This window comes from Nocardia sp. CC201C (assembly GCF_030010695.1).
GTDB lineage: Bacteria > Actinomycetota > Actinomycetes > Mycobacteriales > Mycobacteriaceae > Nocardia > Nocardia otitidiscaviarum.
The window spans coordinates 27,900-43,225 of record NZ_JASCXP010000009.1 but is presented as its reverse complement, the minus strand read 5'-3'; the positions used below and the strand labels follow the sequence as shown (position 1 = coordinate 43,225).

1 protein-coding gene is annotated in these 15,326 nt (G+C 70.2%); it reads left to right on the top strand.

Annotated elements, in window-relative coordinates; genetic code table 11:
* Positions 1-25: 25 nt before the first annotated feature.
* Entirely contained in the window at positions 26-15,298 is a 15,273-nt protein-coding gene (locus QK444_RS02225; RefSeq protein ID WP_349239507.1) for an amino acid adenylation domain-containing protein, read from the top strand.
* Positions 15,299-15,326 lie beyond the last annotated feature (28 nt).

The following is a 15,326-nucleotide window of genomic DNA, read 5'->3' as shown; positions in this document are numbered from 1 at the left end:
GCCCGGAGCGCAGCGGAGGGCAAATATACACAGCATCGACCGCCTGGATCTGTCGGCCTACAGCGACGCCCCGCTGACCGACGCGGAACGCCGTGCGCCGCTGGCCCCGTCGAATATCGCGTACGTGATCTTCACCTCCGGTTCCACCGGTCGCCCCAAGGGCGTCGCGGTGAGCCACGAGGCCATCGTCAACCGCCTCGTCTGGATGCAGGCCGCCTACGGCCTCACCCCGGACGACGTGGTGCTCCAGAAGACCCCGGCCACCTTCGACGTGTCGGTGTGGGAATTCTTCTGGCCCTTGCAGATCGGCGCGACCCTGGTCGTCGCCAAGCCGGACGGCCACCGCGACCCCGCGTACCTGGCCGAACTCGTCACCGCGCACGGCGTCACCACGGCGCACTTCGTGCCGTCCATGCTGTCGGTCTTCGTGGCCGAGGATCGTGCCGCCGAATGCACCAGTCTGCGCCAGGTTTTCGCCTCCGGTGAGGCGCTGCCCGCGCCGACCGCGCAGAAGTTGCGCGAGCTGACCGGTGCGAAGCTGCACAACCTGTACGGCCCCACCGAGGCCGCGGTCGACGTCACCTTCCACGAGGTGACCGACGCCGACATCGCCTCGGTGCCGATCGGTGCGCCGGTCTTCAATACCCGGGTGTACGTGCTGGATTCGCGGCTGCACCCGGTCGCCCCGGGTATCGCGGGTGAGCTCTACCTCGCGGGCGTGCAGTTGGCGCGCGGCTACGTCGGCCGCCCGGATCTGACCGCCGACCGTTTCGTGGCCGATCCGTTCGGCACCGGTGAGCGCATGTACCGCACCGGCGACCTGGTGAAGTGGACCGACGTCGGCGAGCTGGAATACCTGGGCCGCACCGACTTCCAGGTGAAGCTGCGCGGTCTGCGCATCGAATTGGGCGAGATCGAATCCGCGCTCACCGCGCTGGACGCCATCGCGCAGGCGGTGGTCGTGGTGCGCCACGACGACCGCCTCGGCGATCAGCTGGTCGGCTATGTCATCCCGGCCGCGGGCCAGGTCGTCGACAGTGAATCGGTGCGCGCGGCCCTGGGCGACGAGCTGCCCGGCTACATGGTGCCGTCCGCCTACGTGGTGCTGGACGCCTTCCCGCTCAACGCCTCCGGCAAGCTGGACCGCAAGGCGCTGCCCGCGCCGGTGTTCGAGGCCAAGGTGTTCCGGGCCCCGTCCACCCCGATCGAGGAGATCGTCGCCAACACCTTCTCCGACGTGCTCGGCCTCGGCCGGGTCGGCGTGGACGACGACTTCTTCGAACTCGGCGGCAACTCGCTGATCGCCACCCAGGTCACCGCCCGCATCGGTGCGGCCCTGGACACCCGGCTCGCGGTGCGCGACCTGTTCGAGGCGTCCACCGTGGCGGCGCTGGCCGCTCGCGTGGAACGCAATGCCGGATCCGGACGTGCCCGCCCGCGCCTGGTGGCGGGGGAACGGCCGCAGTCGATTCCGCTGTCCCCGGCACAGCAGCGCTACTGGTTCCTCAATCAGTTCGACACCAGCACCTCGGCGGTGGACAACATCCCGCTGGCGGTGCGACTCACCGGCACCCTGGATCTCACCGCGCTGGAGGAGGCCATCGGGGATGTCATCGCCCGCCACGAGGTGCTGCGCACCATCTACCCGGGCGGTGCGGCCGGACCGCGGCAGGAGATCCTGCCGGCCTCGCAGACCGATCTCATGCTCGTCCCCGAGGGCGTGCGTGAGGAGGGCCTACTAGGCAAGATCGTCGAATTCGCCATGACCACCTTCGATGTCACCATCGAGGTGCCCATCGCGGTGCGGCTGTTCCGCATCACCGATGCCCCGGCCGAAGAACACGTACTGGCCTTCACCGTCCATCACGTCTCCGCCGACGGCTCCTCCATGGGCCCGCTGGCACGCGATGTCATGGCCGCCTATATGGCGCGCGTGGAGGGCGACGCCCCGAGCTGGGCTCCGCTGCCGGTGCAGTACGCCGACTACGCGCTGTGGCAGCGCGAGGTGCTCGGCTCCGAGGACGACGCCGAATCGCTTGCCGCACAGCAGGTCGCCTACTGGAAGCAGGCCCTGGCCGAGCTGCCCGACCAGCTGGAGTTGCCCACCGACCGCCCGCGCCCGCCCGCCCAGTCCTTCCACGGCAAGGCGCTGCGCTTCGATATCGACCCGGAGCGGCACGCCCGCCTGCACGAACTGGCCCGCGCCAACAACGCGTCGCTGTTCATGGTCGTGCACGCCGCGCTGGCGGTGCTGCTGTCGCGCCTGTCCGGCACCGACGACATCGCGGTCGGCACCCCGATCGCGGGCCGTGGTGAGCGGGAACTCGACGATCTCATCGGCATGTTCGTCAACACCCTGGTGTTCCGCACCAGGGTGGACGGCGGCGCGACCTTCGCCGAGCTGCTGGCCGAGGTGCGCGAACGCGACCTGGAAGCCTTCGCCCATGCCGACGTGCCGTTCGAACGGCTCGTCGAGGTGCTGAACCCGGTGCGCTCCACCGCCCGCAACCCGCTGTTCCAGGTGGGCCTGTCCTTCCAGAACCTGGCCGAGACCAGCTTCCAGCTGCCCGGTCTGCACGTGGCCCCGGTCCAGTTCGAATCGCAGCTGGCCAAGACCGATCTGCACGTGACGCTCTACGACCGGTACGCCGAGGACGGCACCCCGGCCGAGATCCTCACCGAATTCGGTTACGCCACCGATCTGTTCGACGAATCCACGGTGCGCGGCTTCGCCGACCGGTTCCTGCGGGTGCTCGACGCCGTGCTCGCCGACACCGCGGTGCCGGTCGGGGAGATCGACCTGCTGGACGCGGCCGAGAGCGAGCGCATCCTGCGGGCGTGGAACGACACCGCGCAGCCGGTGGACCGCGACGCCACCCTGGTGTCGCTGCTCGATGCCAGCGTGGCCGCCGATCCGAAGTCGGACGCCATCGTGGCCGACACCGCCGAAGGCACCGTCACACTGACCTACGCCGAACTCGACGCGCGGGTCAACACCCTGGCCCGCCACCTCATCGAGCGCGGCATCGGCACCGAAGACCGGGTGGCCCTGGCCATTCGGCGCTCGGTGGACCTGGTCGTCGCCATGTACGCGGTCGCCAAGAGCGGTGCCGCCTATGTGCCGGTCGACCCGGACCAGCCCGCCGAACGCGTCGGCTACATCCTGGAGACGGCCGCCCCCGCCGCCGTACTCACCACGGGCCGTGAGGGTTTCACCACCGACGTGACCGACGTGGTGCGCATCGACGAGATCGACCTGTCCGCCTACCCGACCGCGCCGATCACCGATGGCGAGCGGGTGCGCGCGCTGACCGCCGCCAACACCGCCTACGTCATCTTCACCTCCGGTTCGACCGGCCGCCCCAAGGGCGTCGCGGTGCCGCACGGTGCGGTGGTCAACCAGCTGCTCTGGAAGAACACCGAATTCGGGCTCGACCCGGCCGACGCGGTGCTGCTCAAGACCGCCGCCACCTTCGACCTGTCGGTGTGGGAGTTCTGGTCCGCCGCGGCCTGCGGTGGCCGACTCGTCATCGCACTGCCCGACGGGCACAAGGATCCGGCGTACCTGAACGAACTCATGGCCCGGGAGTGGGTCACCACGCTGCATGTGGTGCCGTCCATGCTCGACGCCCTGCTCACGGCGGGCTCCGGGACGCCGCATCCGGAGGCCGCGAGCGGCGACGCGCAGCGAGTCGGGCTGCCGGATTCGCTGTGGCGGGTGCTCGCCATCGGTGAGGCGCTGCCCGGTTCGGTCGCGCAGCGGGTGCGCCGCGCCTGCCCGCGCACCGAGCTGTTCAACCTGTACGGCCCCACCGAGGCCGCGGTGTCCATCACCAGCCACCGGGTCACCGACGCCGACGAGATGTCGGTGTCCATCGGTGCGCCGGAATGGAACAGCCGGGTGTACGTGCTGGACGCGCGACTGCGGCCGGTGCCGGTGGGCGTCTCCGGTGAGCTGTACCTCGCCGGTGACCAGCTGGCGCGCGGCTACTTCGCGCGACCTGATCTCACCGCCGACCGCTTCGTGGCGAATCCGTTCGAGGACAACGGCTCCCGCATGTACCGCACCGGCGACCTGGTCGCCTGGACGGAGAACGGCGAGCTGGAGTACCGGGGCCGCACCGACTTCCAGGTGAAGATCCGCGGCTTCCGCATCGAACTCGGCGATATCGAGGCCGCGCTGCTGCGCCAGGACGTCGTCGCGTCCGCCGCCGTCGTCGCCCACCACGATCCGAGCGTCGGCGACCGCCTGGTGGCCTACCTGGTGAGCGCTGCGTCGAGTACGGCGTCCACGGGACCCTCCGTGGTTACGCAGGCTGCCTCCTCCGGGTCCGTCGTTACCGCCGGTGGCGAGATCGACAAGCGCGCCCTGCAATCCGCACTGTCGGCCGAACTGCCGTCGTACATGGTGCCGTCGGTGTTCATGCAGCTGGATGTGCTGCCGCTGAACGCCAATGGCAAGCTCGACCGCAAGGCGCTGCCGGAACCCACCTTCGAGAAGGCGGTCTTCCGCGCCCCGGTCACTCCGATCGAGCAGATCGTGGCCGCGGTGTTCACCGAGGTGCTGCGCGTCGAGGGCACCGCCCGCATCGGCCTGGACGACGACTTCTTCGCCTGGGGCGGAAACTCCCTGCTCGCCACCCAGGTGGCTGCCCGTCTCGGCGAGGCGCTCAACACGCGGGTGCCGGTGCGGCTGCTGTTCGAGGCGTCCACCGTGGCCGCGCTGGCGGCCCGGGTGGAACTCGACGCCGGGGCCGGTGGCCGCAAGGCGCTCACGGCCGGGCCGCGCCCGGAGCACATCCCGCTGTCGCTGGCGCAGCAGCGCATGTGGTTCCTCAACCGGTTCGACACCTCGTCGGCCGCCTACAACGTGCCCGTGGCGGTGCGGCTGTCCGGCGCGCTCGATGTGGACGCGCTGCGCACTGCCGTCGCGGATGTCGTTGCCCGCCACGAGATCCTGCGCACCGTCTACCCGCAGACCGACCAGGGTCCGGTGCAGGTCATCCTGCCGCCCGCCCAGGCGGTGCCGCAGCTCGAGGTGCGCAGCGTCGATATCGAGGATGTCGCCGCCGCCGTGGTGGAGCTGACCTCCACCATCTTCGACGTCACCACCCAGGTGCCGTTGCGGGTGGCGCTGTTCGAGATCGGCGGTGTCGATACGGCGTACACGGCGCCCTCCGTGGTTACGCAGGCTGCCTCCTCCGGGCGCGTCGCTCCCGCCGACGGCGAATACGTCCTCGCCATGGTCGTGCACCACATCTCCGGTGACGGCTCGTCGGTCGGCCCGCTGACCCGGGATCTCATGACCGCGTACGCCTCGCGCGCCATGGGCTCCGAGCCCGCGTGGGCTCCGCTGGCGGTGCAGTACGCCGACTACTCCATCTGGCAGCGCGAACTGCTCGGCAGCGAGGACGATCCGAACTCGCTGGCCACCAAGCAGGTCGCGTACTGGAAGCAGGCCCTCGCCGGGCTGCCGGACCAACTCGACCTGCCCTCGGACCGGCCGCGGCCCGCCGTGCAGTCCTTCCAGGGCGGTCGGGTCGAGATCCACGTCGACGCCGACACCCACCGCGCGCTGGTCGAATTGGCGCGCACCGAGGGCGCCACCCTGTTCATGGTCGTGCACACCGCGCTCGCGGTGCTGCTGGCCCGACTGTCCGGCACCGACGACATCGCCATCGGCACCCCGATGGCCGGTCGCGGCGAGGCCGTCCTGGACGACCTGATCGGCATGTTCGTCAACACCCTCGTCTTCCGCACCCAGGTGGCGGCCGACGAGCCGTTCACCGACCTGCTGCGTCGCCAGCGCGAAACCGATATCCAGGCCTTCGCGCACGCCGACGTGCCATTCGAGCGTCTGGTCGAGGTGCTCAACCCGGTGCGCTCCACCGCCCGGCACCCGCTGTTCCAGGTCGGCCTGTCCTTCCAGAACCTGGCCCAGTCCAGCCTGGAACTGCCCGGCCTGACCGTGTCCGGACTGGATATCGACACCGAGCTGTCCCAGTTCGACCTGCACCTCATCGCCACCGACCGCTACGACGAAACCGGTGCGCCCGAGGGCATTACCGGCTTCTTCACCTACGCGACCGATATGTTCGAGCGCGACACGGTGCAGAGCTTCGTCGACCGCTTCACCCGACTGCTCGGCGAGATCATCGCCGCGCCGCGCACCCCCGTCGGCGACATCGACCTGCTGGCCCCGGCCGAGCGCGCCGAGTCGCTGACTGTGCGCAATGCCACCGCGCACGACACCGATACGGTGGCGACGCTGGCCTCCATGCTGGAGGCGACGGTAGCGGCCAAGCCCACCGCGGTGGCACTCATCGGCCCCGACGGCGAGGCATTGACCTACGCCGAACTCGGCCGCCGGGTGAATCGCCTGGCGCGGCACCTGATCTCGCAGGGTGTCGGTCCGGAGACGCGGGTGGCGCTGGCACTGCGGCGCTCGGTGGACCTGGTGGTGGCGATGTACGCGGTCTCGGTCGCCGGTGGCGCGTACGTGCCGGTCGATCCGGATCAGCCCGCCGAGCGCACCGGCTACATCCTGGAGACCGCCGCGCCGGTGTGCGTGGTCACCAACGCGGCAGCGGAATTCACGACCGAGGTCGCGCCGCTCATCTCGCTGGACGAGCTGGACCTGTCGATGCTGGACGGCGCGGCCGTCACCGCCGCCGAGCGGGTCGCCCCGCTGCGCCCGCACCACACGGCGTATGTCATCTTCACTTCGGGTTCGACCGGCCGCCCCAAGGGTGTGGCGGTGCCACACGCCGCCATCGTCAACCAGTTGCAGTGGAAGACCGCCGAGTTCGATCTCGGTGCCGATGACGCGGTGTTGCTCAAGACGGCTGCGACATTCGATTTGTCGGTGTGGGAGTTCTGGTCGGCGGCGGTCTCCGGTGGGCGTTTGGTGATCGCGTCGGCCGACGGTCATCGTGATCCGGCGTATCTGAACGAGTTGATGGCCCGCGAGCAGGTCACCACCCTGCACGTGGTGCCGTCCATGCTGGACGCGCTACTCACCGAATCCGGTGGCACCCTGGCGGGTTCGCTGCGCCGTGTGCTGGCCATCGGTGAGGCCCTGCCCGCGGCGGTGGCGCAGCGTTTCCGCACCGCCAACGCTCAGGCTCAGCTGTTCAATCTCTACGGCCCGACCGAGGCGGCGGTGTCGATCACCACGCACCTGGTGACCGACGCCGACACCGGTTCGGTGTCGATCGGTGTTCCGGAGTGGAACAGCCAGGTCTATGTCCTGGATGCGCGTTTGCATCCGGTGCCCGATGGTGTCGCGGGTGAGCTGTACCTCGCGGGTGCGCAGTTAGCGCGTGGTTATTTCGCTCGCCCGGATTTGACGGCGGATCGTTTCGTGGCGAATCCGTTCGCGGCTGATGGTTCGCGGATGTATCGCACGGGTGACTTGGTGGCCTGGAACACTGCCGGTGAGTTGGAGTATCGGGGTCGTACGGATTTCCAGGTGAAGATCCGTGGTTTCCGTATCGAGCTCGGTGAGATCGAGTCGGCCCTGCTGGCGTTGCCGGAGGTGGCTCAGGCGGCGGTGTTGGCGAAGTCGGATGCCCGCACGGGTGACCGTTTGGTGGCGTACGTGGTCCCCGCGTCGGGGGAGCGGAACATGTCCACCGAGTCGCTCGCGCTCGGTACGTCGGATGCGTCCGCCGCGTGGGACGCGTTCGATGAGTCCGATGTGGTTGGTGGGTCGTCCTCGGGCCGGGAGCCCTCGGTCGCGCTTGGGCAGTCTGCGCCAGGGGCGCGGGGTGGGCAAGCGCAGCCGCGCACCCCGGGCGCGGATGTGTCTTCCGCGACTGGTCCGGGCGTCCCGGAGCCCGCGCGTGTGGATGTCGCTGGGTTGAAGCAGGCGTTGGCGGCGGCGTTGCCGTCCTATATGGTCCCGTCGGCGTTCGTGGTGTTGGACGCGCTGCCGTTGAATGTCAACGGCAAGCTGGATCGTAAGGCGTTGCCGGAGCCGGAGTTCGAGTCCACGGCGTTCCGTGCGCCGGCGACCCCGATCGAGGAGATCGTGGCGGGTGTGTTCGCCGAGGTCTTGGGTGTCGATCGCGTGGGCGCGGATGATGATTTCTTCGCCCTGGGCGGTAACTCGCTGCTGGCGACCCAGGTCGCGGCCCGGATCGGTGCGGCGTTGGATGCCCGCGTCCCAGTGCGTGTGTTGTTCGAGGCGTCGACGGTCGCGGGTTTGGCGGCGAAGGTGGAGCAGCATGCGGGTGCGGGCGATCGCACGGCGTTGACCGCGCAGGAGCGTCCGGAGCGGGTTCCGTTGTCGTTGGCGCAGCAGCGGATGTGGTTCTTGAACCAGTTCGATACGGCGTCGGCGGCGTACAACATTCCGGTCGCGGTCCGTTTGACCGGCGACCTGGATGTGGAGGCGTTGCAGCAGGCGGTGGCGGATGTGATCTCCCGCCACGAAACCCTGCGCACCATCTACCCCCAGACAGACGGCACGGCGACCCAGCTCATCGTCCCCGCCGCACAGGCGGTCCCGGACCTGACCCCGATCCCGGTCGACGCGACCGAGATCCGCGACCGCATCGCCGCCGTCATCGCGACCGGCTTCGACGTCACAACGGAAGTCCCGTTGCGCGCCAAGCTGTTCCGCGTCGAAACCCCCGAAGAGGTGGGCGAACACGAGGCATCCGCCCTCGGCATCCTGGACGCGGTCGAAGCCGCCACCCGCCGCGCGGTAGGCCCGGACGCCACCGCCGCCCTGAGCGGCGGCCGGACGGCCGAGCCCACCACGGTCGAGCACGTGCTCGTCTTCGTGGCCCACCACATCAGCGCCGACGGCTGGTCCATGGGCCCGCTGACCCGCGACGTGATGATCGCCTACGCCGCCCGCACCAGCGGTGTGGCCCCCGGCTGGGCGCCGATGCCGGTGCAGTACGCGGACTACAGCATCTGGCAGCGCCAGGTGCTGGGCTCCGAGGACGACCCGCAGAGCCTCATCTCCGCACAGGCCGCGTTCTGGAAGACCACCCTCGCGGACCTCCCGGACGAGCTGAACCTCCCGGCGGACCGCCCGCGGCCGACCGCGCAGTCCTTCCGTGGCGGCCGGGTGCTGTTCCCGATCGGCGCCGACCTGCATCAGGGACTGCGGCGCATCGCGCGGGAGCAGAACGCGACCATGTTCATGGTCGTGCACACCGCCCTGGCGGTGTTCCTGTCGCGCCTGTCGGGCACCTCGGATATCGCCATCGGCACCCCGATCGCGGGCCGCGGCGAGGCCGAACTCGACGATGTGATCGGCATGTTCGTCAACACCCTGGTGCTGCGCACCGAGGTGGACGCGCAGCGGGGCTTCGCCGAACTGCTCGCCCACGCCAAGGACGCCGACCTGGCGGCCTTCGCGCACGCCGACATTCCGTTCGAGCGGCTGGTCGAGCTGATCAACCCGGAGCGCTCCACCTCGCGGCACCCGCTGTTCCAGGTGGTGCTGTCGTTCGAGAATCTGCCGGACACCAGTTTCGAACTGCCCGGGCTACGGGTCTCCGCCGTCGATTTCGACAACGACACCGCCAAGTTCGATCTGTCGCTGACCATCCGGGAAGCGTCCGATGACGCGGGCATGTACGCCGAATTCGCCTTCGCGCGTGACCTGTTCGACGAGGCCACGGTGCAGGTGTTCGCGCAGCGCTTCACCCGCCTGCTCGAACAGCTCACCGCGCGGCCGCAGCGGCCGGTCGGCGATCTCGACCTGCTCGCCGAAGCCGAGCGCACCGACCTGCTCACCCGCACCGGCGGCGCACCGGTGGCCCCGGCCACCCTGCCGGAGCTGATGAGCACTGCCGCCCAGGGCAATCCGAACGGCGCGGCCGTGGTGTTCGAGGGCCGGACCCTCAGCTACGCCGAACTCGACGCGGCGTCCTCGCGGTTGGCGCGACTGCTCATCGAACGCGGCGCCGGACCGGATGTGCTGGTGGCCGTCGCCGTACCACGCTCGATCGAGTCGGTGCTGGCGGTGTGGGCGGTGGCCAAGTCGGGTGCGGCCTTCGTGCCGATCGACCCGGCCTACCCGGCCGACCGCATCGCGCACATGGTGTCGGATTCCGGTGCGGTGCTGGGCCTGACCGTCACGGCCGAGGCCGAGAAGCTGCCGCCGGTCAAGAGCCTGGCGGGCTGGCTGTCCCTCGACGACGCCGGGGTGCAGGCGCAAGCCGAGGGCTACGCGGCCGATCCGGTGACCGACGCCGACCGCTGGGCTCCGATCCGGGCCGAGCACGCCGCGTACGTCATCTACACCTCCGGCACCACCGGCATGCCCAAGGGCGTCGTGGTCACCCACGCGGGTCTGGCCAACTTCAGCCTGGAGCAGGTGGTGCGCTACGGACTCGATTCCGGTTCGCGCGCACTGCACTTCGCCTCGCCGTCGTTCGACGCGTCGGTGCTGGAACTGCTGCTCGCGGTCGGCGCGGCCGGTGCGCTCGTGGTGGTGCCCCCGGGCACCTACGGCGGGGACGAGCTGGGCGAGCTGATCTCCCGCGAGCGGGTGTCGGTCGGCCTCATCACGCCGTCGGTGCTGGCCTCGCTGGACCCCGCGCAGCTGTCCGGCATGGAGGTGATCATCGCCGGCGGCGAGGCCGTCTCCGCAGATCTGGTGGCCAAGTGGTCGGAGAACCCGGGTGCGCCGCGGCGCTTCCACAACGCCTACGGTCCCACCGAGGCGACCATCGCCACCAATATCTCCGATCCGCTGTCGGCCGGTGATCCGGTCGTCATCGGTGGACCGGTGCGCGGTATGCGGGCCATGGTGCTCGACGCCCGCCTGCACCCGGTGCCCGAGGGCGTGGCCGGTGAGCTCTACGTGGCCGGTGTGCAACTGGCGCGCGGCTACCACGCGCGCCCGGGTCTCACCGCCGAGCGCTTCGTCGCCGACCCGTACGGTGCGCCGGGCGACCGGCTCTACCGCACCGGTGACGTGGTGCGCTGGCGGCGCGACGCGCTCGACCGCGCCGTGGTGGAGTACGTGGGCCGCAACGACTTCCAGGTGAAGGTGCGCGGCTTCCGGATCGAACTCGGCGAGATCGACGCCGCGCTCACGGCGTTCGAGAGCGTGGACTTCGCGGTCACCCTCGGTCACAAGACCGAGGCCGGAACCACCATCCTCGCCTCGTATGTGAAGCCGGTGGCCGGTGCCACCATCGATATCGCCGCGCTCACCGAACATGCCGCCGCGCGACTGCCGGAATACATGGTGCCGACCGCGATCACGGTCATCGACGAGATTCCGTTGACCGGCGCGGGCAAGCTCGACCGGCGCGCGCTGCCCGAACCGGTGCTCGCTCCGCGCGAATTCCGGGCTCCCGTCAGCGATCTGGAGGGTGAGTTGGCCGCCGTCTTCGCCGAGGTGCTCGGCGTGGAGCAGGTGGGTGCGGACGATTCGTTCTTCGCACTCGGCGGCGACTCCATCCTGTCCATCCAGCTGGTGTCGCGGGCCAAGGCGCGCGGCATCGTGTTCAGCCCGCGCGATGTGTTCGAGCAGCGCAGCGTGGCCGGACTGGCCGAGGTGGCCGTGCGCGGTGGGGACGCCGAACAGCAGCAGCTCGCGGAACTGCCCGGCGGCGGAGTCGGCGACATCCCGCTGACGCCGATCATGACGGCCATTCTGTCGAGTGGTTCGAGCTACGAGCGGTTCTCGCAGTCCATGGCGCTGCGGCTGCCGGACGGCATCGACCGGGAGGCGCTGGTCGGCACCCTCGGGGCGGTCTTCGACCACCACGAGGTGCTGCGCGCGCGCCTGCGCGGAAACGCCACGGACGGTTGGGCTTTCGAGGCGCTGGAACGCGGTGCCGTGGATGTCGACGCGCTGGTGCAGAAGGTCATGGTGCCCGCCGACATCTCCGACGCGGAGCTGTCGCGGGTGGCGTCGGCCGAACTCGACGGTGCGCTGGGCCGCCTCGATCCGGCCAATGCCGCGATGGTGCAGTTCGTGTGGTTCGCGTTCGAGGGTGAACGCCGCGACGTGCTGCTCATCGCCGCCCACCACTTCGTGGTCGACGGCGTGTCCTGGCGCATCCTGATCCCGGACTTCGCCACGGCCTGGTCGCAGCTGGCCTTCGGGCAGCCGGTCGCGCTGCCCGAGAACGGCACCTCCATGCGACGGTGGGCGCACGCCCTGGTGGACGCGGCGTCCGCGCCGGAGCGGGTGGCGGAACTCGAGTTCTGGCAGGGTGTCACGGAGACGCCGGATCCGCTGCTGGGTTCGCGTGCCTTCGATCCGGCCGTGGACACCTTCGCCACGGTCGAGCGGGTCGAGGTCACCATTCCGGCCGAGGTCACCGATGCGGTGCTGACCGCCATCCCGGGCCTGTACCGGGGCGGTGTCAACGACGGTCTGCTGTCGGCGCTGGCCATGGCCGTATCGCGTTGGCGCGGTACGGGTTCGGCATCCCTCGCCCACCCGTCGCCCGCCCACCACCCCGCACCGAGTCGCTCCGCGACGCTGGCCCACCCGTCGCCCGACCACCACCCCTCATGGGGTCGCTCCGCGACGCTGATCAAGTTGGAGGGTCACGGTCGCGAAGAAGGCGTCGTCGCGGGCGCGGACCTCTCGCGCACCGTCGGCTGGTTCACCAGCGCCTACCCGGTGCGCCTGGATCTGGGCGAGGCCGATCTCGACGATGCCTTCGCGGGTGGAAAAGCCCTGGGCGACATCGTCAAATCGGTGAAGGAGCAGCTGCTCGCCGTGCCCGACAAGGGCCTCGGCTTCGGTCTGCTGCGCCATCTCAACCCCGAGACCCGGGACCGGTTGCGCGATGTGGGCCAGATCAGCTTCAACTACCTGGGCCGCGTCTCCACCGGTGAGGTGCCCGAACAGCTCGCCGAACTGGGCTGGGTGCCGGTGGCCGACCTCGGGCAGCTGGACGCGGACATGGATCGCGACATGCCCGCCAACGCCACCCTGGACATCAATGCCATCGTCACCGACGGCGAGGACGGCCCGCAGCTGGGCGCGGCCTTCGCCTTCCCGACGGGGCTGCTCAGCGTGGAACGGGTACGGGAGTTCGCGGACCTGTTCGTGGCGGCGCTGACCGCGCTCGCCACCCACGCCCAGCGCGCCGACGCCGGCGGCTTCACGCCGTCGGATATGAACCTGGTCTCGATCGACCAGGCCGATATCGAGGTGTGGGAGCGCGACTACCCGGCGCTGGCCGATGTCTGGCCGCTGTCGCCGCTGCAGGGCGGCCTGCTCTTCCAGGCCATGATCGCCCAGAGCCAGCAAACCCTGGACGTCTACACCATGCAGGCCGTGCTCGACCTCGGCGGCACGGTGGATGTGGCGCGGCTGCACGCCGCCGCCCAGGGTGTGGTGGACCGGTACCCGAACCTGCGCACGGCCTTCGTCACCGATACCGACGGCAAGCCGGTGCAGGTGGTGCTGGACCGGGCCGAAGCGCCGTGGCGGGAGGTCGACCTCACGGATCTGCCGGAGGACGAGCGGGTGTCGCGCATGCGCGAACTCATCGAGGACGACCGCGCGACGCACTTCGACCTGACCGCACCGCCGCTCATGCGGTTCACCCTGTTCCGGACCGACACCCAACAGTGGCACCTGGTGATCACCACCCACCACATCCTGGTGGACGGCTGGTCCATGCCGCTGCTCATGCAGGACCTGCTGGTGCTGTACGCGGTGCGCGGCGACACCTCGGCGCTGCCGCGGGTCACCTCGTACCGGAACTTCCTCGCCTGGCTCTCCGGTCGCGACCGGGACGCCTCGCTCCAGGCGTGGACCAGGGCGCTGTCCGGCGTCACCGAGCCGACCCAGCTCGCGCCGCAGCCGCGCGGCGAGGAGACCTACGAGATCGGCCGCCACGTCACCGAGATCGACGCCGACCGCACCCGCGCGCTCACCAAGCGCGCCGGTGAACTGGGCGTCACGGTGAACACGGTGGTGCAGACCGCGTGGGCCATCCTGGTCGGCCGGCTCACCGGTCGCGGGGATGTGGTGTTCGGCGCGACCGTCTCCGGCCGCCCGGCGGATCTGCCCGGGGTGGAGACCATGGTGGGTCTGTTCATCAACACCCTGCCGGTGCGCATCCGCATCGACGACCGCCTGAGCGTCGAGGGCATGCTGGAGAAGGTGCAGCGCGAGCAGGCCGATCTGCTCGACCACCACTACATCGGGCTCACCGATATCCAGCGGGCCACCGGCATCGGCAGCCAGTTCGACACCCTGATGGTGTTCGAGTCGTATCCGATGGACAAGGATGCGGTCGCCGCGGCCAGCTCCATCGACGGCATGTCGGTCACCGGTGTGGGCGTCAACGACAACACCCACTACCCGATGACGCTGGTGGTGATGGCCGAGGAGACCATCGAGATCGCCATGCGGTACCTGACCAGCCGGTTCACCGCCGACGAGGTGGCGACGCTGGCGGCGCGCCTGAACCGCGTGCTGGACGCGCTGCTGGGCGATCCGACCGGCCTGATCGGTGACATCGACATCCTCGACGACACCGAGCGCGCCCGCATCCTCGCCGAGAGCACGGCTCCCGCGGTGGAGACCGCCCCGGAGACCACCCGCCTCGGCGACCGCACGGTGGCCAAGGCACTGGCGGCCGTGGTGGAGGAGGACCCGCAGGCTCCGGCGCTGCTGGCCGACGGCAAGGAGATCGCCTACCACGAGCTCGACCGCCGCTCCTCCCAGCTGGCGCGGGTGCTCATCGACCGCGGTGCGGGCCCCGGCGATATCGTCGCCATCGCCCTGCCGCGCTCGGCGGACAGTGTGGTGGCGGCCTGGGCCGTGCAGAAGGCGGGTGCCGCGGCACTGTTCGCGGACGGGCTTTCCTTCGGCGAGATCCTCGCCGCCGGAGCCGGTTTCGGCATCGCCGAGGAACCGGCCGCCAAGAACATCCGCTGGCTGGTCCCCACCGACCCGCAGGTGCGGGCGGATATCGCCGCCGCGGCCACCCACCCGGTCTCCTACGCCGACCGCGTGCGCCCGCTCACCGAGGACACCCCGGCCTTCGTCACCCGCGAAGCCGACGGCACCTGGGCCACCCTCACCCAGACCGACGCCCTCGACCGCGCCGACCGCCTCCGCGAGGTGCACGAGATCGACTACGAGTCGACCCTCTACACCACCGCCGCCACTGGCCCGGCCGCCGTGGACGAGTTCCTCACCGCGGCCACCGCGGGCGCGCTGTCGGTGCTCCCGGGTGAGGACGGTCCGGAGGCCGATCTCGAGGAAGAGGTCACGCACTGGTTCGCCGCGCCGGGCGAGGACACCGCCGCCGCGGGCGACGAGATCCGAGTCGTGGCAACCGACTAGGCCGCGATCCGCCGGTGTGGTGTGAGCT